This is a genomic window from Paenibacillus sp. J22P143 (assembly GCF_059692035.1).
On the sequence record NZ_JCAUAQ010000003.1, the window covers coordinates 208,066 to 232,037 of the forward strand.

Consider the following 23,972-nt stretch of genomic DNA (forward strand, 5'->3'; position numbering starts at 1 on the left):
CCTCTCTATTTCCTTATTCAGTGGACGCAAAAAAGCCATAGACCAACATCGTCTACGGCTTAATCATGTCAAATTGAACTAGGCGTACTCCAAGAGTACCTAGCTATTCGTCACAAGTCCGGTTGAGACCGATGGTATAATATGCTTTTCAATTGTCGGGTTATTGATAGAAATTTGATTGCGAATCATATCGTCGGCCTCCTTTCCATTCATTTACAAACATCATACGTGTCTAACCTAAGAACTGTCAATCCGTTTACGGCGGAAAGATTAATTATAATGATCATGCCTATTAATAAAATTTATCATTACTTAGACATGTTTTTATCTCCAACAAATGAGTTCAACTGCTCTAATAAGTTGCCTCCACCATGAAAAGAAATCGTTCCGATTTTCTCACAAATCTTCTCCAGGAACTCAAGCTCCTTCAGCCGGTACAGGGTTTGGTTCTCATCCATAAGCTTAGCCGTATTCATCAAGCTTCTCGTAGAAGCAGTCTCCTCACGCCGCGTAATGAGATTGGCTTGCGCTTTCTTCTCAGCCAACAAGACCGTATTCAAGATCTCCTTCATTTCACCTGGCAAAATAATATCTTTTACACCTGCAGACAAGAACTGTACGCCATAATCTAGACTTTTCTCATTCAAGCGTGACAACACGTAGGTGGTGATTTCTTGTTTCATTTTCAGCAAATCATCTAATCTCAAAGTACCCACATACTCACGCAATACAAGCTGCAGTTGAATGTACATTTGCTCTTCAAACGACTTGATTTCAAGCGCTCGAAGTGGATTCACAATGCGATATTGGCTCACAAAGTTAAGTCGCAGTGTTACCTTATCCTCCGTCATCATTTCTTGCCCTGTCATATCCATTTGCTGTTGACGGAGATCGACGGTTTTCACAGAAACGCCTATCGGTCCCTTCCAGAAATAATATTTACCGGGAGCAAGCTCCTTTTGCATGACATGGTTATAAAACAAAGCGCCACTTTCGTGACTAGCCACATCAAATGTTTGATAGTAACCACTTAACTTAGGAATAATAGCTGGATCAATTTCATTGGGTAATTCAGGATGACGTAGATCTGCACGAAGATAAGTGTGTTTCTTCAAAACATTCCAAAAGGCATAGCTTCCAGCTGTCAACAATCCAACGAATTTGCCATCTTCATAATGAAGAACATATTCATTGTCTTGAACCTGCATGATATCCAGCTCTTTTATGAGTTGTTCGTCATGCAAGAACAATGGAAGCTCTTTCCCTTTTACAAGAAAAGGGTGCATGATATTTAAAATCTCAATGCTATCATCCGAAAATGGCGACAGCCGATAAGTGCCAGGTTGTAAGCTTTTATAGTAGCTGCCTTTACGAAAAAGCAGTCCTCGTTCGTCATTGTGTATCGTCACTTTTTTAAACATGTTAAACCTCCTTGAATGATAGATCACGTAGTTGGAGTCCTCCTGCGATTAGGGCGGAATTCTGCTTAAGAAGGCAAGTGATGCATAATGCCATTTGAAATTAGTTGGAGATGTTGGGTTTCACTCACAAACCGTCTATCTTCCCGTTATTAACAAATGGTGTTAAGCATGCTTGCATTCGGTATCTGCAGATTGCATAGCCGTGGCACAGTGTGCAATTTTGAAAGCCACATTGGACTCCAGTACACAATCAATTTGGATTGTTTTTAAACTGTTAATCGTTTCACACGATAGGGGATTCGAACCCCTTGCACCAGGGGAATGTACGCCGAAATGAACATTACAGTATACAAACACATAGAGATGTGTAAGCACTGCCGGACTATTTGAAATCCTAGCCTAGGTAAAGTCATCCGTACATACATCCAAATTTATGAATATACGTCATTGACGTCTATCATTACTACAATTTCCTAAACGCCTTTAATCGCAACCATCGGCTTACAAGTCGCCACCACATCAGCTAACGATGCACCCACAACACTATCAATAATCTGATCCACATCTTTATAGGCTTGCGGACATTCATCAAGAATGGTTTGCAAGGAACGATGATTAACGAGAATCTCATCATCCGTTCCAACTTTCATCGATTGCGCGAATTGATCGACAGTAACAAGCTCTTTCGTTGCTTTCCGTGATCTCGCTCGGCCCGCACCGTGACAAATGGAGTAGAAGTTTTTCAGCCCTTCGTCTCTCCCTACCATAATGTAGGATGAGGTTCCCATGGAACCGGGGATTAATGCCGGATGACCCGTTTCTTTATAGGCAGCTGTATTCAGGAAATGACCTGGCGGCAGCGCTCTTGTCGCTCCCTTCCGATGCACGAGCATCGGTTGATTGCGGTGAAATTCCTTTAGCGCATAGTTATGCATGAGGTCATACAATACAGGTATTTCCAGGTCTTCGCCAAATACTTCTCGGAACGCTTCTTGAACACCGAAGGCAATCATATGACGATTACTTACTGCAAAGTTTAGAGCGGAATACATGAGATTTAAGTAAGTTTGCCCTTCATGACTTGCAATTGGCGCATATAAAAGATTCCGATCCGGATTTACGACACCCCAACTGTTCATTGCTTCTCTGAAAACCTTGGTGAATTCTTGACCCAGCATAGCTCCCCATGCACGAGAACCCGAGTGAATCATGACGACAACCTGCCCGTCGAACAAGCCCCATTTTGCCGCCAAATCCTTATGTGCTTCTGCCACTTCTAGATACTGAATCTCTATAAAATGGTTCCCGCCACCAAGCGTCCCAAGCTGCCCGTGGGCATATTTGCGGATTTTTTCTGGCAACTTCTCAAGGTAGTCGTGATCGAACTTGAATGTAGATTCTTCAACATGGGTAAGCCATTGTTCATTCGGAACGTATTCCTTAGGAAGTCCTTTTAATCCGTTTTGAACGACGTCCATGATATCGATATTTGAATAATTCGTATTTGTACGCTCATGGGTTGGGACATATTTCTCGATCGCTTTGATTAATGCTCTACGAACACCCTTGTCTTGTATATCACGTTTATGCAAGGATGTCGTATGCACACGCATGCCACAGCCGATGTCCACACCAACAATGGAAGGTGAAACGAACCCATCCTTCATGCTCCAAACTGCCGTTGTCCCAATGCAAGTACCAATACCCACATGGGCGTCAGGGGTGTAGCTCATATGCATATTACGTGGAATCCGCAGGTTATTATCTGCCATTTCAAATACTCTGTTTTCAAACGATTGGAACACATCTGGGTTAGCAAACACATGAAGATTGCCATGCTCTAGATTCATTTCGTAATGATTACCGCCGTGTATGATTGTTTTCATATCCATTGGGTTAACCTCCGTTTTTCTTCTAAAGCTATCTTCGCTTATTTCCATGCGAACGAACATGGTGAAAGTATGGCGACAGGTGAAAATTTTTCCATTTTACTCATGGTTAGATAATACGAAACAAAAGCGGGACGAAGCAGAATTCATTCTCTGCTTCGTCCCGCTTTGTTGTTTTTTGCCCTGAATTATTCTTGAATCATAATTTTAGCTAATTGCTTTTGGGCAGTATGGTTACATTGCCTATAACTCCGCTAGCGCCGCCAAGTACGATTTTGAACGTGACTTGTTTAGTGCCATTGCTCGAAAGCGCTTTGACTTTTGCAGGAGCAAGATTAATCTTGAGTAGACCATTCCTACTCACAAAATACTGTGGCGCCGTAAACGCAGTCGTAAAATCAGTACCGCTGATGAGCACCTGAGACCCTGCGTCCGTGGTAGCAGTGATCGAAGATACATACGATGCACCTGTAGATCCGCGTCCCGAATTTACATCGATACTGTAAACATCATAGGTTACACTAGTTACAGTAAACGACGGCATCACGGAATACGGCGCTTGAATTTGATTCACAGGGGCAGCATCTGTAATAATTCCGCTATCGAGCGCGATCCAATAGCCCGTTGTGTAAATAGACGGATCATACAGCAAGCCAAAGTTATTACTCTTCACTTGACCAGTTTGTGCGCCGTTCCAGCCAGTTGCGAAAGGCGTGTCTACATGATGCTCATCGTCTAAGAATTCCGCATTTCGATCATCTTCCGTTTGCACGGAATTATACTTGAACGATCCTCTTTCATCCAAAGGCAAAACCCGGTTGGACACTGGAGCAGCGCCGATAAGCATATCTTCTCCAGCTGCGGAGTAGAAATAATCAGTTCGACTTGCGTAGTTATTCGTTATCATGTTTCCGTAACCGTATTGAGGAATGCGAGATAGAATCCAAGTATCATGCTTAACTTGTTCATCGATGTTAGGATCGTTCGGATTCATAATTTTTTGCAAATACGTATAAGCAGGGATATCTGAATTAATTAATACTTGATTGTACACATTTCCGTAAGCCTTTTGAATGGCCGGGTATTGTGAATCATTTTTGGTGATGATCGCTAGTGGGTAATAGATTTCAAACATCATCATCGCGTCGCTATGATTAAAGCTTAATCTCATTGCATTCTTGTTCGTCAATTGATCATAGAAATCGATTTGAATCTGTGCTAATCTAATGAGTTTTTCCAGGTCTTTCCCTGTATCATTTAACGGATCCCCGTACAAGCCCTCCAGATTGCCGAAAATTAGCATCGAATTCAAATAATATTTATTGCGCTCCGCTGCTGGCAGCGATTCAATATACATCAAAACCGATTTATTTACTTTCAATGCTTCTGTCGCAGCTTTAATGAACCAAGTATTATCTTTAATCCACATCTGCGCTTCTTTATCTTTTAATGCCTTAATGTTTTGCATAAAGGAAATAAAGCCGGAACCGTTTCTGATCGCCGCTTTTGGAACCAGATTGCCCGATAGATCGACTGCCGTTGATTCGTCGAATGCGGTATGCAACGGCGAGAACGCAGGAAGCACATATCCGTTCATTGCATAGTTCGTACCCACGAAGATTTTGTTATACTCGGCAGCAAATTTGTTATAGAAGTAGGCGTAATTGTGCTCTTGAGCCGCTGCGCCATTTCTAGTCACCCAAGGGTCCATATCATGCAATACGGCCACATCAGTCGTATCCGCCTTTACATCCTCGAGAATCTCCATCGTGACTCGCATAAACATGGTTATTTCCGCTGCATTCAGCGGCGCGTCAGCGAAAAACATGTTTTGTTGAATACCATCGTTATTGGAATACTCGTTCGTCCCGCGATCGGTATTGAAATTGTCCGCGGACCATTTTGCCCAAGACGAGTTTTGACCGTGAGGGTCGATGAGCATATAGCCGTTATCGATAATGGTGTTCAATTCGACGATCGCGCAATCTCTTAACAAAGCAAGAAGCTTTTCGTCTTGCTCTCTAATGTTCGCAGGCGTATTCGGATTAGCGAGCTCCGGTTTCAAAATGTAATGATAAAGCGTGAAGTATTGCGCAAAATCGCCTACGGGCTCTTCGGAAGAAGGATTGTTGTAAACTTGAAGGCCTAAGCCGGCGCCTGTGCCTGCCGTAATAAGTCTGCCCAACGCTAAATCGCTAATGCCGCCATAGGTTGGACGCGTTGGATTCACTGGGTCAGGAGAAACGATCATAGCCATGAGATCTGGATATCGATCACTAACATTCTGAGTAACTTGGTATTTATAGTTCCACTCTGCAGCTTGCGTGCTTGTTGCAGAGCTAAAGCTTTTGTCAGCATAAGTGGTGATCCCCGCGGAAGCATGCGCACTCTTGGCAATCGTCGGATACGGTCCGTTAGGTCCTAAGATTTTGCCAATCGGGTTAGCTGCATCATTCCCTAGCGATTCAGCTTTATACCCTTGCCATGGTGCGAGTGCATTATTAGCCCTTACATAAGCGTTCGTTGTAGCCGTGTTAGGCGACTGTAGATCCGTTAAACCTTTGTTAGCCGAAAGATCTGGATTGTACGTGTGAACCGGCAGTCCGTCCCCGAAGAACCTTGTGTACGGATACCACTGGATTGGATCTTCCTTTTTATCCAAGTCAGACCCACGACCATAAGTAAATACATCTCCGACTTGAATTTTAGATTTATCGGTATTCTCAGGCGCTTTGGCAAAGTTGTATACATTTCGGCTAGAATTGAAGTTGGTAATGCCAATTTCATTAAAGCTTCTTGCCGGAGAACCGTTGTTAAGTCCATTGATCTTCGTAAGCAGCATCGCCATAGATACCGTACGTATGATGTTAGAGCGAGCTTCTTGCTTAGCCATAATCTCGTTGTTCGTTGGTTTCGGCAAATTGGCTAAATAGTCGTATCTTGCCCCTTCGCCAATGCTGTTGAATCCGGACCAATAAGCAAAGTTATTCGTCGGTCTCAGTGTTTCCCCATACGTTCTGCCTGAGAAGTCTTGGAAATAATTCTTTCCGCCGAATAGCGGGCTTGTCGGTAAAGTAGATACATATCCTGGCCCGTTGTCCGAAGTATCGTTGCCGTAATCCAGGGTTAAACCGCTTTGGTCACCGATCGCGCCTTGACTGTCGAACAAGCCCCGCGTGTACTCCATGTTCGCCGCTTGCTCCGCTAAAGTTTGCAGCACGAACTTCACGTGGGTCGCGCCTTCGCTATTTTTAATCCAGATCCCGTGATGACCGTCGGACATGATGCCCGTGATCGTATTTTTGGCGTCGCTGGTAGCATCAAATATGTAACGGCTTCCCGATAAATATTGGAATACATCGTTAGCATCGGAAGCGCCGAAGTCGATTCTCACCAGACCCTTCGGATTAACGACAGCCCAATATACGCCATCCCCATCTTTGAATGCCATGGAAACTTCACTGCCCAATCCAGTGGCCGCAAGTACGGAATCAGGTAAATCAAAAGGAAGCACACGGTTGTTGGACAAGTCGCTTTGCGACGTGTGATTCGCAGTCGTGATCCAGTCTGCAGAATATCTGCTATTTGCTCCGCCAGGAATTCGAGTATCTCCCGTTTTGAAATAGTTGACTTGCTTCGTATAATGCGCCGCAAGCTGTTGAACGACAGGGGCTGGTACAACAACCGTATTCCGCTCGGCGAAAGCATTGGCAGGAACCGTCAATGCCGTGGCAAAACACAAAGAAGTTAATGTGACCTTCGATAACATCGATTTAACTGATTTTTTCCTATTCATCCGAATCTAACTCCTCTCCGTTAGTTGCTTACAGCTGACTTTGTGATGTGAATGACTTTCGTTTTGGAGTAATCTACAGGAGTATTAGCGGTATCGTGCTTTGCGCTTCCGACTAAAGCCCAAACGCCGCCTGATTTGTCCGGAATAATCATATCGACGTTGCCGTAACCCAATACGTCCGCACCAAACTCTTTAAATGTCCCCGTTGCGTTGTCTCGATAAATCAGGTTCGTTTTCGTCCCGATCCATAAATTCTTATTGCTGTCCATATAAGAGGTATTTATGTTCTCACCTAGCATGATCGGGAAAACATTTGGAGTCACTCCGAACAGATCGTCCGTAAGTATGTTTTTCTGGCCTCCCAATTCATTGGTAACGCCGCGAATTTCCGTAATGTAGGATTTAACATTCTGAGGCACGGAATTATCCGCCAAAGATTCTCCCCACGTTCCGTATACCACGATAGGCGTTAGAGGCGTTGGAGGCGTAGTATTCGAACCGCCTGAGTCGCCAATAGGTCCAGATCCAGGTACTGTTGGAGTCTCCTTATTCGTCACTACTTCTCCAGCAACCGTAGCATTCTCAACGTTCAAGATCAGATCTCCTGGAGCTTTAGCAAATGTTGTTCCCTTTGCATTAACTGTTGCGTTCGTGACTTCACCGTCGCCTCTAATTTCCGCAGGAGCGTTTACTTCCAGATTTGAAACTGTTGCTGTTGTACCTAGCTCCAGGACTGACTCTTGTTGAATCACTACATGTTGTACGGATGAGTTTCCGGTTAGAAGGACTCTGACCTCAGGCTTATTAACGACGATTTGAGTGATCGTGCTGCCTTCGAAAGTAACCGTATGCAGACCGCCTCCCTGCACATAGACCGTTCCGTCAATTTGAGAATTTGTGATCGTTACATTCCCCTCACCAACACCCGGAGTAATATACAGATCACCAGTTAGCTTTACGTTCGACAACAAGCTTCCAGCCGTATTCACCAATACATTTTTACCAGTTACATGATCATGGGTTGCAGCATCAGACACTAATATTCCCATCACATTGTTGATCATTTTAATCGCTTCAGCGCGAGTCAGCGTTTTATCAGGCTTGAAACTTCCATCTGGAAATCCGGAAACATAGCCTGCTTCTTTCAATGCATGTACGAAGCTTTGAGCCCAAGATGAAATTTGTTTCTCATCGGTAAAGTTTGAAGACGAGTTCTCGGAGTTTTTGACGGAAAAAGCTTTGCTTATAACAACTGCAGCTTTTTCTCTGGTCATCGTGTCAGATGGCCCTGCTGTTCCATCTCCATTCCCATCCAAAATATTCGCAGCGAAAGCCTTGGAAATTTCAGTTGCATACCATGCATCAGCAGGCACATCACTAAATGTTTGGTTGCTCTTTTTTGAGAAATTAAATACGCGGTTTAATAATGTAACAAATTCGGCTTTAGTAACAACGTCATCTGGATGAATCATCCCATCTAACTTGCCTTGTAGAAGTCCCGCATCCACCCAATAAGCAATCTCCACAGCAGCCCATGACGGGATTTCTTCACTTGATGGTGTTGCTTTAGAAATTTGAGGAATCATCGAAACTGACGTTAACACTAATGACGATGTCACAAGTACAGCCAACTTGCGTTTGAAATTCTTGTACATGTTACTACCCCCTTTTCGAATAACTTTCAAGTAGTCCTTTTTTGTTAAACGCTTTCATTTTCAATTATGTAATAACTAATCCAACAGCCTCCTCCATTTAATCTAATTTTGTAATGACATTATTTTAATATTATATTTTTTGTAGTAACATATTGTCAATACAATTCTCACCTACTAACCAGAGCTTTCATCTTTCGTCTTGTTTCATTTATCAGCATCAATGATTCAAATCCTTATTTAGAAAATAATAAGAACAGAGGCTGTCCCGTCGGTTATTGACCGAAGGGACAGCCTCTGTGATACGAATAGCTCTTATCGATTAAAAGTTGATGACGACAGTGCGAGAACTTTCCACATAATCGACCTTTGCACCTAGCGTTTCTGATAGTAACCGCACAGGAATCATGGTTGTTTCATTGATTAACTTCGCAGCTGAATCCGTCGGATATTCTTTACCATTAATTGCAAAAGCATTTCGATTCGAATAAAAGATGATTGTCTTATCTTTCTTTTTATAAATAGCTGCCTTACTAGCATCATCCCACTCAACAGAAGCACCGATCGCCGCCGCAAGATCTCTGATGTATAGATAGGACGTTCCCTCTGAAATGTATGGCTTTTTCTTCATCGTAAATGGAATTAAATCCAAGTAATACGTATCCGCATTCAAGCCAAAAGTAACTGTATGCTTTCGATTCATACCTAGTATAGACATTGTGCTAGCGTACGCCGCTGAATCGCTGTGTAGTTTTAACACACCGAGACCCTCTTTGGGTTCTGTTCGGAATGTCCATTCCTTGGTGAAAGGTTTGGATGAGCCATTCTCCATCGTAGCTGTAAGGCTCACCTTTGCCTTGTATGTGGTGTCCAGTTGAAGCGGCTTTTCAGGAATGATCATAATTTCATTATCCAAATGATCATCATTTTCCGTGGAGTTCACCCATATTGGGACTTTGTTTCCGTTTATGTCATGTAGCTCCGCTTCAATGAGGTTAACCTTTTTTACATCTATATCGTTCACAGCAGCCATAATTGGATATCCGACTGGATATTCAGCTGCTGGATGGAAACGCACTGGATCAGGATGCTCATGTCCATCAAACTGGGTTGGTACATAAAAATCATTACTACTAGGAGAAACGACTAGATCAGAAGATTTCCCTTCTTCAGAACCAAATTCAATAACATGGTAATCACCTTTTTTATAGACACCTACCTCGAAAAGACCTACCATCATGAACGGGGAACGATGGTAGGGAGCGTCAAAGAGCTCATCGATCGCTTCCACAAGCGATGAATGATTATATGCCACATCCTCACCGATTCCGTGCATATAGCTGATATATTGCTTTCGTTCCGTCAATGTCTTGCCAATATAACCAGGTAACGACGGATTCTCATCATGCAAGGAGATGGTTGTGTTAATAGCATCGATCTTATTTTGGTACAAATATTCCGCATGCTTTTGCGCAGCTGTGTTCAACTTGTCGCTGAATTTGACCGCTGGCAGACCAAGTTTGGCCCGATAATCGTTGATGGCCCTCAGACCTTCCTGCTGCTCTGAAGTTGTAACGGTCGAAATCGAGGAAGCATTGGGCAGTACTGTAAATTCCCAATTCATGTAAATCGGCTCATAGCCACTGAATGAAATTGTAATTCGAGCCTTATACTCGCCTGCTGCGAGATCGGTAGTCGGTATATGAATATATTTGGATAAAACAGGATCGTAGGTCATTGTTTGCTCATGTCCATTGAGCAAGAACTGATAACTATCTGGCTTCATTCCCTCACTGAAATGGATTTCAGCTCCGATCTCAGGTTTCAGAATTCCTACATTCCCCTTGGGAAAGGTCATATAACTATAGGACATCGCATAGGAAGATTTTGCCGGGATGATCAAAATCGAAAGCAATAAGCACATTGCTACAAACACTTTTACCAATGAAATCCGCCATGCATTTATCATGTTATGCTGTCTCCTATTCTATCAGTAAGAAACTATTCATTTATCATAGCCTCCACAGGAAAGTTAGACAACTATTAGTTAAATAGTAGGACCTTCATAGAGCGGCCCGCACGAAATGGATTTCTATGTTTGTTTTCAATGCCAACCTTTGCTCCCTTAAGGCACTTGCACCGATTCCGGCGTTCCCCGCGTATACACCTTCATTTTTATAGAAGGCCTAGGCTCTCCTATAAACTTACAACTGAACGAGATGGTTTGACTCCCTTCCCGCACCGTCGGAGCCTCTGCGGAAGCTTGAACCGTCCGAAGCAAATTCCAATTTCTATCGAAGATTTGACCGTTTCGACTGCCGTCGCACACCAAATACTCGCCTTCCTTCACCTCCGTATCGAACACCATATACGCTCCGTCCGTATAAAAGGTTGGGCGTTTCACAGCGCTATGTTCGTTATCGTAAGCAGCGGATACAGACATGCAAAATCGCAACGACTGCCTCTCGTACTTGTTGTAAAACAACCAATCAGCACCTCCGGGCTGTCCCGGCTGCAGTTCCTCCGGATTGCATTGGAACGGCTTCGAGATAGTTACAGGATATAATTTCCATACTCCTTCTTCTATCATTTCCAAATGCCAGTCGCTTGCTGGGTCTTTCAATCTGTCGCGCTGTTCCGATGAGAATGCTCCGGCTTGACGCGCACACTCCCAAGTGCGGACCACTTTCAGCAGTGTGTCGATATTACCGTTGCGCCGCAGCACCGCCATATCGGCTGACAAGGCAAAGCCGGCGTTAAAGCCTGCCGCTTTTGACAGCACCCATTCAATCTCGTCCTGCGTCGTCGCCTCAAAGCGATTGGAAGCAGAACGGATCAGAAACCATCCCAACATGGGAGGAATAAAATTTCTTGCGAAATAACGTTGGTTGCTGAGCCGCCATTCCAGCTGTCCTTCGCGAGTTGCCACTCCCCACGGCTCACCCCAATTGAACCGTGTAAAAATATGCCACGCGTAATTCGGCACAACAATGCTCGCGTCATTGATGACGCCACTGCCCCATCCATCATAGCAATGCTTGACGAAACGGTTCACTCCGTAATCGTCATGACCGGTTGCGTAGCAACCTTCCAGCCCGTCAAATGAGATTTGCTTCAAACCCGTTTCTTGGAAAAGTTCAGTAATACGATCGCTATACTCGTCCTGAAGCTCCATATTCGGAAAAAACACATCGTACGGGTGATCCCAAACACGGCCGATATCCGAACCGCTTTCATGGGCGGCTGCGGCCGTGCCGTTCGCTCCTCGTGTGACGCCAAGCAGCATCCAAGGCATGCTCTCCGAAACAGTCTCGTATTCGATGAGTTCTTTCTCGAGAATCGCTGTTTTTCGGTACAAACTTTGCTGAAAAGGCAGAGGATCATCAATTGCAATCTCAACCGATACCTCACTTAGCGGTTCTGTTAGACGTGTAACGCCTGCTGTCTGCAGCCGGCTGTCCGGAACTGGCGTTACGTATGGGTCATTCAAGGTAGTAAAATTGGAAAGCGTATGGATACCAATGTTCACGCCTTCGCGTTTGGCCTTCTCAACGCAAGTCCTCAGCCCCTTGTCACCGTTCGGAAAACTTCCCGGCTTCAGCCTAAAATGTCCCCATTGCGCGAATGGGTCAGGATGGTAAACGTATTTCACCCCTGCCTGCTTTGTATATCCCACAGCTTCATCAATTGTCGCTTCGGTGAAATCTGTGATCAAATAAGACTGATTCGCTGCGGGCGATGCTTTTCCCCATACGCCTTCGATCATCGGGTGTGGCAAATTTTCCCCCAGTTCAACTGCCTCGATCGTTTCCAGCACCCGATCGACAGTGCAGCCGAACAGCGCTATCTTTGATCCGAGAATTTCCGCATCGTCATTGCTTAGCGGAGCTACATCAACTTCCTTTACATGCCAGACCGGTCTCCGCCCGCCTTTCGTACGATTTCGTGCATACGCCTGAAGCAGACTGCCTTCATGGGTCGGCCAAGCTGTACAAAGCTTATATTCGAATTTGCTGTCTGTGAATGGAAAATTCGCGAACTCCAACATCCCTAGCTCAGCCGGCCATCCGCCTATGGTTTTGGGATTGAGCGACAACAGGCCGACAGCCCATTCGCCATTGTGGACGATGCCAACGGACTCACCTATCGAACCTGAAATTTGAGTCGTAAACGGTCCCCAAATGATCGCATCGATTTCACCTTTTATATTCGTTTCCTTTATCCCGATCACTTCAAACGTGACGTATTTTCCCTTCTCGTCGACCTTCACATCCACCTGTGCTCCGCTGCTTTCGTAATAAAGCGACAGCTTCCCCGAAGCTTCATCGAATGCGGCGCAATCCGGCACCTCGATATGCTGTCCAATGACTATTCGCAGCAAAGGAGAACGGCACGACTGCTGATCGTACCTTCTACCGGTTGCCGCATCCGCAAACTGCATCAAGTTGCCTTGAGCACTCATACAAAACGTCAATTGACCTGCTTGAATTTGTATTCCCATCGTGCTAGGCCTCGTCCCACAGGCGGTGCAAATTGCCCATCCCTATTTTCGATGCCGTCCTGCACTCTTCCATTCCCTCGAATTCCACCGTCATATAACCGTCGTAACCTGAATCTTTGATCAGCTTGACAATTCGCCGCAAGTCAATATCGCCATGACCTACGATGGCACCGCGCAAATAATTGCCGTGCGACGTCAGGAACCATCCTTCCTCACCCGGTTTTTGATCGTAAGACCGGAAATAAAAATCTTTGAAATGAATGAGCGAGGCATAAGGCAGATTGTTCATCACGCCAATAATGGAGGACTCATCCACGCACATGAAATTGCCGATATCCAGCGTCGTACGAAAATTCGGACGATCAACGGCTTGCAGGACGCGCTGCACGCGATCGCTCGCTTGCACGCTGAAGCCGTGATTTTCGATCGTCGTCGTAATGCCAAAGGACGCCGCATAGTCGGCGATCAGACGACTGCCCCGAATCATTGACTCCAGATTTTGTTCGAACCAGTCAATGCCCATATGCTCTTTCGGAAGGGAAAATGCAGTTACGTCATGGCGCATATGCTTCATATCCATGCGTGCGATGAGATCCACATGCCGCTTGACCCGCTCAATCTCAAGTTGAAAAGCCTCTTCTGAAGGCTGGACTAAATTGGCGGGCATGGAATAATTGGATAGTTCAATGCCTGCTTCCTTGGCTTTTACCCTGACCTCATCGGCAAGGTCTAAGTTGTCAACAAGCGTGAAGCCGTACGGCACGATTTCCATATGCTCTCCGCCATTATCTGCAATCCAAGTTATGATATCGAGAACGGTCATTTCTCCTGAATTGAGAGCGTTTAACAAACTATAAGTGCTAAGACCGATTTTCATAACCTTCATCCATCCTTCAAGCGTTATTTTTCGTTAATGACAACTTCATCCGGCCTTCACTGTGGAGGCATCTGGTCATTCGCCCTCATAGGGAAAATTAGGATCATAGAATTTCCATCCGAAGGGCTGCAGAAGCTGGCCGACTTTTTCTTCGGCCGACATCAAAGCTATAAGACTTAATGCCCGTTCCTTAGGCGGCTGCGACGCATCCTTATGTCTCATTATGCTTCAGCCTTTCTTCCGAAGACGAAATACGTGGGTAATCGGGGCTTCCCTATTCACTTCACTGGCAGGAAGAGTGACTGCGATCCCCTCTTTCGTGCATACATATTCCAAATGACCTTCGATTCCGACAAGCTCAATGCCCGTCACAGGCTCTGCATAAGGAATATGAACAACTTCGCCAACAACTGTATCCTGACTCGGGTATAAATAAGCGCAGTATACGGTATCTTCCTTAGTTGTGAACGCACAAGAGCCAGTAAAGTACGGCGCACAGATGCGTGTTCCGTAAACCGCCTCTCCGTAAACCTTCATCCATGCTCCGAGCTCTTTGATGCTTTTGACGGCTCCGGCAGGCAATCTGCCATCGGGCTGAGGCCCTACGTTCAGAGCCAAATTCCCGCCCTTGGAAACAACCTCCATTAAGATATGGACCAGCTCCCGTGCTGACTTGTACTGATCCTCATATTTGAAAGAGAAGGAAGTGCCGATCGTGATGCAGCTTTCCCACGGAACGCTCAACGGACGTTTTGGAATGGTCTGCTCCGGCGTCACATAATTTTCATAGGGTCCTCCTACCGTGCGATCTGCAGACAACAGCCACGGCTGAGTTATCCGAGCACGCTCCACAACTTCACCCAGCCGAATGTCCTGCTTCACGCGACCGCCGTCTCTCACCCAGCCTGCATCCAGCCACAACACATCGATTCGGCCGTAACGGGTCATCAGCTCCATAATCTGTTCATGAGTGAAATCCACGAATTTTTCCCATAACCACGGGTAATCTTCAGGGCAATAGGAGGGTCCCCGCCACGTTTGGCGGCCACGCTCCATACCGGGAGCCCAGTAATAAGGCGAATGCCAATCCGCTTTGGAGAAATAAGCAGCAATCGCCAGCCCTCTGTCGCGAAAAGCATCAAACACATGCTTGCAAATGTCGGCGTAGCGGTGTGCATGAAACGGCGTGTCTTGCCCGGTGATTCGATAATCCGTCGTATGCGTATCCCACATGCAGAAGCCGTCATGGTGTTTGGTCGTAAATATCAAATACTTGAACCCGCCCTCGGCAGCGATGTCCGCCCACACTTCCGGCTGAAATCGGAACGGATTGAACGTACGGTCCAATCCGAAATATTCGCGTTTCATTTCCTCGTAATCGTTTGTCCAATCCACATCATGACGAGCCCAATCTCCATCCTCATCACTCAGTATCCACGACTCAACCATGCCAATTTGTGAATATGGCCCCCAGTGCATCATGAGAGCCAATTTTTGATCCTTGAACCACTCTAGGCGTTCCAAAGTAATCGGATTATCTGGCTTCACCCACTTCGACTCACTGCTGTAATTGTGAACACCTTCCTCCACTACCTCGGCTTCAGATGGTGCAGTCTGCAGAATTTCCTCTATGTTCAAATCGCTCATACTTGTGCGTCCTCTCCTTTTCAACAGCCATTCGACTGCAATGTAAGCCGGAATCGGTACTTCATATCGTCATCAAACCACATGACGAAATTCGTTCCCCACAAGTTGTTGTGCAAGTTGAAATGAAATCCGTCTTCCAATGGAGCGTATATATTGTCGAACTGCAAAATTTTGTTGCTTCCTGGGCATACCAAAGGCGCATCTAACGTCTCGATCACAGCTGACCCGTCCGCGCCTGCGTAGTACAGTCCCGAGTTGACACCGTGCATATTTCGATTGCCATCCTTGACTACAAACAGAGGCGATATTCTGCGACCCAATTTATCCATTTCCCAAATATTCGGGTTGTCAACTAGCGGGACGAAAGAAAACCAACTGGCTTCGGGCAGGCGGCAAGCTTGCTTATCTTGCCACTGCAGCTCAACCTCGATATGTGGATTGTCTCTATGAAACCTGTAAACGACAGCCACTTGACGAGGAGCACCGTGATGCTCACAAACGTATTCGGGCAGCTGTAAGTCCGCGATGACAACGTCACATTCGCCCTGTCTTTCCAAGACGATTTTCCTAGCTCTCGCCTTAAAAAGCCGATGCTCTGGTCTCGGTTGGACATACTCAATGCCTGGCTTCCCAAGATCGTTGTCTGCCCAACTATGATGAATATGTAAATTGGTTACATACTCTTTAAAATATCGATCATAGCATTCCTTACTAAAAGTTTCATAATGAAAGCTTCCCAATCGATGCTCTTCATCCGCCCATACTTTACCGGTTCTATCCGTTAACGCGCAGATAGAGCCATCAGCAGCGAAAGCAGCCTGAAAAATCCCAACGTCACAGCTTTCGCCGATCTGCAAGAGATGAGCGCTCTCATCTGAAAAACTCAGTTCATTCGGTTGTAGACATGCCAATGCTGCGGTAGCTTCTTTTGCCAAATGGTTGGGCAAGGCAGTAATCGCCTGCTCGATATAGTCACGCTGTTCTTTCCACGAGCTCTCATAGTAGCTAAAAGAGCGGACAGGGATCGCAAGCTGACGTAAATAGTCGAACTTCTTCCATTTCGCGTCATCGATCTGATCCCGCTCCCTTGCAGCAGCGAGATCAGATGGCGAATAGTTAGTGAAGTCAACGAGATAGACGGAAGCATTCAAGCCCCACGTATGCTCCGGAATAAGCATCAAGCGCTCACAAAATCTGACATATGTGTCGCTATCTGCATCAATTTCCCCTGAATGAAGCCATTTATCGCATAAACGCAATAGCTCTCTGTAGCGAGCAATCTTCCAAGGATCGGAGGCTATGCCGTGAATCCAGCTGTCACCGATTTCTTCGCAGATCACAGGCAAACGATGTTTAATCGCTTGCAGCTTTTCGGCAAAATGATCCAGTGTTGAAGCAATAATTTCCGCTTCGGGATACTCAAGTTGCAGCTTCGCATAAAGCGCACGCACCTCTTCCAAAGAAGAAGGTCCGTCATTATCACCTGTGTGCGCAAAGTACAGCGCATCCTCCAATCCTTCCATTTGAAAAGGCTTGCCGTAGGCGTCGGCATAATTTACTATAATTTCCGAGCCATCCGCGGCTTTCCACAAGAATATTTTGGGGACTTTCGGATTTTTGGAAACCACATTGACACCTAAATGCAAATATTGAATGCCATTTCTCGCTAATAAAGGAACCATGGCGATCGTATGTCCAGGAACGTCTGTCATTTTGGCAGCAATCGTCTTTCGCCCGAATTTCTGATCTAGTTCACGTGAAAACGACAGACCTAACTCAAACAATTTTTCATCCATGATCTCCGTATGAGTCGTAAACGGCAGACCGTGCCAAGCGATTCGACCTTGACGAATTCCTTCCTCCATACGCTCGCGCATCAGATCCGAAGCTGTATTCAAAAAATGCCGTATCAGCCATGAGCCTGTCGTCCATACGAACTTGACCGGCCCCTCTTCATGCGCGAGTTTTTCCGCCATGTCCAAGGCTTGCGGAATAAAGCCATTCATATACCGATCGATGACGTCCTGCGCCATATGCGTAAAGCCGATATCCAGATGTGTTTTAAAAATAACGTGTACTTTGTTAATTGTGCTCACTTCTTGTTCACTCCCCAATTCGCCATGATGTAAGCCCTGCGCTCAGCGTATGGCAATGTTCGATCGCTTTCTCAGCGACAGTTATCTCTTTGCTCCATTCCAGACAATAACGGAATTCGTAGAATCCACCAAGCGTAGCTTTAAAATTGGTTTCCCAGTAATTTGTCATCGCCCATACGTAAAGTTCCGGCTTCAGCTCTTTTGGCTGCTGGGTATGAAGGTATCGCTTACCATATTCGAGTGAACCAAGTTGAATAAGCGGTGTATCCGGTGTAGCGATTATAAGTGAACCGCTGTTTCCTACAAATGCCATCCCTTCCTGGATGCACGTAAAATCAAGAAGAGTGCCTGGAATCTGATCCACCCACGGACGAACGGATCCGCCCGATTTTTCCAACCAAAGTGTCTCATCCATTTCGTTTCCGGCTGAAAACGGGATTGACAAGTATACATTTTCCGCCTCCCAGACGGAATCTTTGTGTAAACGCACTGCGACATCGACGCGGTTCATCGTTGCATACACCTTGATAAACAATGAGTAATAGCTCGTGCCCGGGAGTTCGAACTGCAGTTCTACAATACCGAATAGAGGTCCTGTCTCAACTGTCTTCACTTTCACGATGCATCCAGATGAGCGTTTGACATTGATGCCCTTGCGATTTCTGCCCATTTGGTTCCTTGACGTATACATATTCCCTTGATTTTTCGGATCGGCTACAGGTGTTTTTTCATAGACAGGTGTGAACGCTCCATGTTTTTTATCATTACGTATAAGCTCTTTGCCTGTTTCCTTGTTTATCCAAGAGACGATTCCTTCCGCCTCATTCCAGCTTATATATACGAATGGTGATGTGATGGAATGCTGCGTGACAGCAACAAGCTCCTTTGCAGTGCTGCTATCATACATATCTTCAACATCGTTGACCGAATCGACAGCCAACAGCTTGAAGTTGTCCGTCGTCTTCGCCTTGGACGGCTTTGCTGGTCGGAGCGCATATTGTTTTTGCTCTCCGGGAGCCAGACTGACTTCGATCGTCGCCTTCTGATAGCCCAGTTGATGAGGAACGGCCTGCAACGTGCATTCATCGATTACTTCAACCCCATCTTTGAAACGCTCGTTCTCAAATCCGTCCCATTCGAATTCAACAAGCTGACGGGAAGACTGAAGTTCCGTATTTACCACACGATAACGGAATGGCCGTCCTGGGTATAACAGCGAACCGCCCTTGGCGTCACGCACTTTATCTAATGCTGAATGAGCGAGTCGGCTCCCATTCGCCGCATATGCAAGCTTGCGTACTTCTAACATTTGAACGTTCCAATGCCATGGCTGACCAATTGAGCTATGAAATCCCCACGTATGCTCGGCATACATCGCAAGCTGATACTCAATCTCATCAAGCTCCTTACGGTTGACAATTTCCTGATTTGGGTCAAGACGCTTGATTTTGCGTAGCGTGCGTTGGCTATCTTTGAAAATTTGTGTTTGCATTGGCGTCGAACCAGCGCCATCAGACCACCAATCCGGCCAGTCTCCTGCATATACGGGAATATCGGCGCTATGCTCTTTGAGTTGGCTGAAAAATTCGCTCAGGGTCACCATCTGAATTTGAACTTGCTCCCCATATTCCGCATTCCATCTGCCAATCACATCCATAATCGCTCCGTTCGGCGCGCCATTGTCAGTCGCCAGACCCGAAAGCGTCACCGGGACAAAGTCATACGGATAATCCTCCGACTCAAGCAGAGTCAGATACCGTTCGATTCGAGCAGCCATAATTTCATCATGATTGTTGACGATGCTTGGTGTATGAAACTCATCGCGAATAATGTAGCTGCCTACTGCATCTGGGCATATGCCAAGCTCATTGCCAAGAAAATAATGGTCCCCGTTCCAGACTAGCAGCTTTTCTCCCTTCGGCGTCTCCCACCAAAAGGGCGTTTGCTTGCGTCCCAAGGCAAACATGCCATGATGCGTATGAATGCACGAAAACAAATGTTGAACGCCTGCGTCCAGTAAGCTTTGACCGTAACCCCAGCTATAGCCGTTAATATCAGCTGTCATCGCCGAATCCACACGATGACCGATAGAGCGTCCATATGCTGCAGCTTTGGCATGGATTGCTTTCAGCAAGTCATAATCCGCCAATTCCGTCATGTTCAAGTACGTTCCTGACAGCTCAATATCGCCATTGCGAATAGCTTCTGCGAAGTCAAGCTTCTCCTGCTCACTTGCTACCTCCAAAAATCGCTCGACAGCCCAGAATGTTTCGCAAGTCCATTTAAAGCCTTTCCATTCTTCCTTTTGTCCCGCTCGAATTTGTGTTGCGATTCGCAGCGCCTGTCGAATAAAATCAACATGAAATTGCTCTATTCTTTCTTGTCTTTCCGTATAGCCAATATCGGTATGGGAATGATGAATGGCATAAATCTGCCACTTACGAGCCATCTTTTGCATGTAATGAACCCCTTTCAGCATTTGAGCCTATCAAGTTATGTCGATTACTCCTTAACACTTCCAACCACAATCCCTTTTACAAAAAACTTTTGCAAAAAAGGATAGACCAATAAAATCGGCAATGAGCCGATAATGATTTGTGCCGCTTTCGTTGTCCGATCTGATATTTCAGACAAATGCTTTGCTTGCATCATGCTGATTTTGGCAAAATCAGGTTTAATAATGATCGTTTGCAAATAGGTTGCCAGTGGATATTTATCCGGCGTATTCATAATCAGCAGCCCGTCGAACCAAGAGTTCCATTGATTGACGAATGAAAACAACAAAATTGTAGCCAAGGCAGGCATTGAGATTGGAACAATAATTCGCCACAGTGCCGTCCAGTGGGATGCGCCGTCCATGAAAGCCGATTCTTCCAGTTCCTTTGGCAAGCCCCTAAAAAAATTAAGCAGTAAAATGGAATTGAATACTTGCACGGCTCCCGGCAGCACCAGTCCCCAAATGGAGTTCATCAAGCCTAACATTTGAATGGTCATAAACCACGGAATAAGCCCGCCTCCGAATAGAATCGTAAACACAAAAAACCATGCGTACACCGTACGAAAACGAAAATCTTTTACTTCCTTCGACAGTGGGTAAGCAAGCAAGATAGATAATGCCACACTGATCGATACACCCAAAATTGCTCGCTGAATCGAAATGACGAAGGATTTTAAAAATTGAGAATTTTCCAGAATAAACGAATAGGAAGCAAGCGTGAATTGAACGGGCCACAGCTTCACCAATCCAGCGGAAGCGGCACTGCTAGTGCTGAAGGAAATAGCTAACACATGAACCACTGGCGCAAGGCACAGCAGCGACACGCATATTAAGAACACGTAGTTGCTTATACTGAACAACCGATAGCGAATCGAAGGTCGATGAAACATGAGGGTCCCCCCCTAAAAAATACGATAATTAGAAAAACGATACGCGAACCAATATGAAACACTGATAAAGATCAAGGACACGACAGATTTAAACAGCCCCATCGCAGTTGCGACACTATATTGCGCACTGACTACGCCAGTTCGATAGACAAGCGTATCCAAAATATCGCCAGTCTCGTAAACCGTTGAGTTGTACAGCGTAAAAACTTGATCGAATCCCGCATTGAGCACATTTCCTAAACTCAATGTCAGCATTAAGATAACGATTGGGAATATGGTAGGAAGTGTAATGTTTATCGTTTGCTTCCAACGCGATGCCCCATCGATGACTGCCGCTTCATATAGAGCAGGGTTTACACTCGTAATCGCCGCCAAGTAGACGATTGTGCTGAATCCGAATTCCTTCCATACATCCGACACGATCAGTACGCTTCGGAACCAATGATTGTCTCCTAAAAAAAAGATAGGTTCAATCCCCATATACCGTAGCAGTTGATTCACTATTCCTGATTCGGGAGACAAAATATCAATTAAAATCCCGCCTAAAATAACCCACGATAAAAAGTGAGGCAAATAGATGAGCGTTTGAACGCCGCGTTTAATTGAAGATATTCGAATTTCATTCAATAAAAGCGCAATAACGATAGGTACGACAAGTCCTGTACAAATTTTAAGTACTGCTATAATGACCGTGTTCTGAATAGCCTGGAGCGTATCTGGCAGCTCAAAAATATATTGAAAGTTTTGAAGACCAATCCACTTATTTCCGAAAAAACCCAGGAGTCCATTCCCGCGTATATGCGTAAATTTTTGAAACGCAATAACGACGCCAACCATAGGAATGTAACTAAAAAGTACGGCTAAAATGAAACTGGGTAAAATCATCGCATGCAGCGGAAGCTCCCGTCTCCACCTTTTACGCATCACGGCACCTTCCTTACGTTGGTCAATTATTTTTGGTATTTAGTATAAAGAGAGAGGAGAGCAGCACTCCCCTCTCTCTTCTGTATCCTGTTTTATTTTAATTTTGCGCTCACGGCATTGACTTCTTGCGTGATTTTATCGCCGCCTAATTTTTTCCATTGCTCAACGAATTTATCAAACTCGTCTACTGGTGCAGCACCCATAATAATTTTCGTAAACGTTTCATTTTGCAACTTATCCAAAACACCCTGCTTCTCGACCATTGTTGGTGTATTGGCTCCTAGGTAACCTGTCGTCAACAACTTATCCTTATAACCCGCCAACACCTCGAACGCGGATTCTGTCGGACCGGCTTGACGGTAAGTAGCCCATTGCAAGTCGTCTCCCTTTTTAAAAGCCGTTATTTTCTCAAAAAGCGCTTTTTGCTCTGGATTCAGCTTGGAGGTATCCCCGGAAGACGTTGCGTTTTTCACGGCAAGATAGTTGTCTGGCACGTCTTTATTCGGCGCAAATGCTTGGAATAACGGATATTGGAATATTTCTGTTCCTTTCGCTGAAACTGAGAATTTATTCCAGTCGGCCGTTTTTCCATAGGCGCGCTCCATCCACAAATTCAGCATTTTTACAATGACTTCCGGATTTTTGTAACCTTTTTTCGCTACTTCATACTCAACTATTGGGAATCCGACTCCTGGAGTCGCAGCTTTAGCGTCCGCGGACACAATCGGGTACGGCTTCCACTCCATGCCTGGATTCTGCTTTCTAGCATCGTTAAATGGCCAATAGGAGTACCAATTCTGACCATAATAAATGCCTACTTTATTTTGCGAAATAGACTCAACAACTTTGCCTCCGTCTTTTACAGCGAATTCCCGATCAATAAATCCTTTTTTGTATAGTTCTTGCATCTTGGATAGTGCTGTTTTCATTTCTGGAGCAACGATTCCGTTAGTCAATTTTCCAGAAGCATCTTTAATCCAAATGCCCGGATAAGCGTGGAATCCGTTGAAAAATCCCGCCAAACCGCTAAGTTCCTTACTGACCGCTAACCCGAACGTATCATTCTTCTTGTTTCCGTCCGGATCTTGCGTCACGAACGCCTCAGCAATTTTCAACAAATCATCCATCGTTTTCGGCGGCTGCAGATTCAGCTTATCCAACCAGTCAGTACGTAACCATAAAATATCAGCACTTGTAATGTTGCCTCCGAATTTAGGAATAGCCATTAATTTACCGTCGAATGTAGCAGATTTCAGAGCCAATCCTCCATCTTGATTGGCCAATTCCTTCAGTGCCGGCGAGGCGTATTTGTTCCACACCTCCGTCAAATCCTGAATTTGTCCCCCATCGACCAATTGATTCATTTGTTTCGCGGTTGCAGCGAATACATCCGGTATTTGGTTGGAAGCGATCGATATATCCAGTTTATTGGTATCACCGTTCGGATCACCGAGCCAATCGTAAACGAGCTTGACGCCGAGAGCGCTTTCATATTCTCTTGTCCACACGTTGGCTTGGTTCGTGTCGCCATTCTCGAAGCGATCATTTGGCAGTGCCATACGTACGGAGTGTACCTCAATCGGTGGATCGTATTTGCCCAGAGGATCATAATTTACAGCCGCACTTGCAGGTGTACTTGACACTTTACTGTCTGTCGATTGCTGCGAAGCATCATTGCTTTTTCCATCTTCTGAACATGCGGTTGCCAGCAGTGAAAGGCTTACTAAACATACGGTTGATAGAGAGAACAATTTTTTAACTGTCATTTTATAACCCTCCTAT

General features: G+C 45.4%; 14 protein-coding genes. All 14 read right to left on the reverse strand.

Annotated elements, in window-relative coordinates; all coding sequences use genetic code 11:
- Window positions 1-308 precede the first annotated feature (308 nt).
- The 14 genes from AC58PQ_RS08060 to AC58PQ_RS08125 all read right to left on the reverse strand — a co-directional run bounded on the left by AC58PQ_RS08060 (window position 309) and on the right by AC58PQ_RS08125 (window position 23,956).
- Window positions 309-1,421, reverse strand: a complete 1,113-nt coding sequence (locus AC58PQ_RS08060; RefSeq protein ID WP_497241449.1) for a slipin family protein — start codon at window positions 1,419-1,421, stop codon at window positions 309-311.
- A 473-nt stretch (window positions 1,422-1,894) separates the two neighbouring features.
- Complete coding sequence (locus tag AC58PQ_RS08065; protein ID WP_497241641.1) at window positions 1,895-3,307, reverse strand: RtcB family protein; 1,413 nt, start codon at window positions 3,305-3,307, stop codon at window positions 1,895-1,897.
- 214 nt (window positions 3,308-3,521) lie between these two features.
- Complete coding sequence (locus AC58PQ_RS08070; protein ID WP_497241450.1) at window positions 3,522-7,106, reverse strand: hypothetical protein; 3,585 nt, start codon at window positions 7,104-7,106, stop codon at window positions 3,522-3,524.
- 20 nt (window positions 7,107-7,126) lie between these two features.
- Entirely contained in the window at window positions 7,127-8,761 is a 1,635-nt protein-coding gene (locus AC58PQ_RS08075) for an S-layer homology domain-containing protein (RefSeq protein WP_497241451.1), read from the reverse strand.
- 319 nt (window positions 8,762-9,080) lie between these two features.
- A complete protein-coding gene (locus tag AC58PQ_RS08080; RefSeq protein ID WP_497241452.1) occupies window positions 9,081-10,727 on the reverse strand; it encodes a stalk domain-containing protein in 1,647 nt (548 codons plus the stop codon).
- Window positions 10,728-10,883: 156 nt separating this feature from the next.
- Entirely contained in the window at window positions 10,884-13,259 is a 2,376-nt protein-coding gene (locus AC58PQ_RS08085; protein ID WP_497241453.1) for a hypothetical protein, read from the reverse strand.
- A 4-nt stretch (window positions 13,260-13,263) separates the two neighbouring features.
- Window positions 13,264-14,136, reverse strand: a complete 873-nt coding sequence (locus tag AC58PQ_RS08090; protein WP_497241454.1) for a sugar phosphate isomerase/epimerase family protein — start codon at window positions 14,134-14,136, stop codon at window positions 13,264-13,266.
- 75 nt (window positions 14,137-14,211) lie between these two features.
- Entirely contained in the window at window positions 14,212-14,358 is a 147-nt protein-coding gene (locus AC58PQ_RS08095; protein ID WP_497241455.1) for a hypothetical protein, read from the reverse strand.
- A gap of 6 nt (window positions 14,359-14,364) precedes the next feature.
- Entirely contained in the window at window positions 14,365-15,783 is a 1,419-nt protein-coding gene (locus tag AC58PQ_RS08100) for an alpha-L-fucosidase (protein WP_497241456.1), read from the reverse strand.
- Window positions 15,784-15,803: 20 nt separating this feature from the next.
- Entirely contained in the window at window positions 15,804-17,879 is a 2,076-nt protein-coding gene (locus AC58PQ_RS08105) for a DUF5054 domain-containing protein (protein ID WP_497241457.1), read from the reverse strand.
- A gap of 7 nt (window positions 17,880-17,886) precedes the next feature.
- On the reverse strand, window positions 17,887-20,337 hold the full coding sequence (locus tag AC58PQ_RS08110; RefSeq protein ID WP_497241458.1) for a glycoside hydrolase family 38 N-terminal domain-containing protein: 2,451 nt from the start codon (window positions 20,335-20,337) through the stop codon (window positions 17,887-17,889).
- Between the two features lie 44 nt (window positions 20,338-20,381).
- Complete coding sequence (locus AC58PQ_RS08115; protein WP_497241459.1) at window positions 20,382-21,266, reverse strand: carbohydrate ABC transporter permease; 885 nt, start codon at window positions 21,264-21,266, stop codon at window positions 20,382-20,384.
- 12 nt (window positions 21,267-21,278) lie between these two features.
- Window positions 21,279-22,193, reverse strand: a complete 915-nt coding sequence (locus tag AC58PQ_RS08120) for an ABC transporter permease (protein WP_497241460.1) — start codon at window positions 22,191-22,193, stop codon at window positions 21,279-21,281.
- Window positions 22,194-22,282: 89 nt separating this feature from the next.
- Window positions 22,283-23,956: an extracellular solute-binding protein gene (locus tag AC58PQ_RS08125; protein ID WP_497241461.1), complete on the reverse strand. Its 1,674-nt coding sequence runs from the start codon at window positions 23,954-23,956 to the stop codon at window positions 22,283-22,285.
- Between the last annotated feature and the right edge of the window lie 16 nt (window positions 23,957-23,972).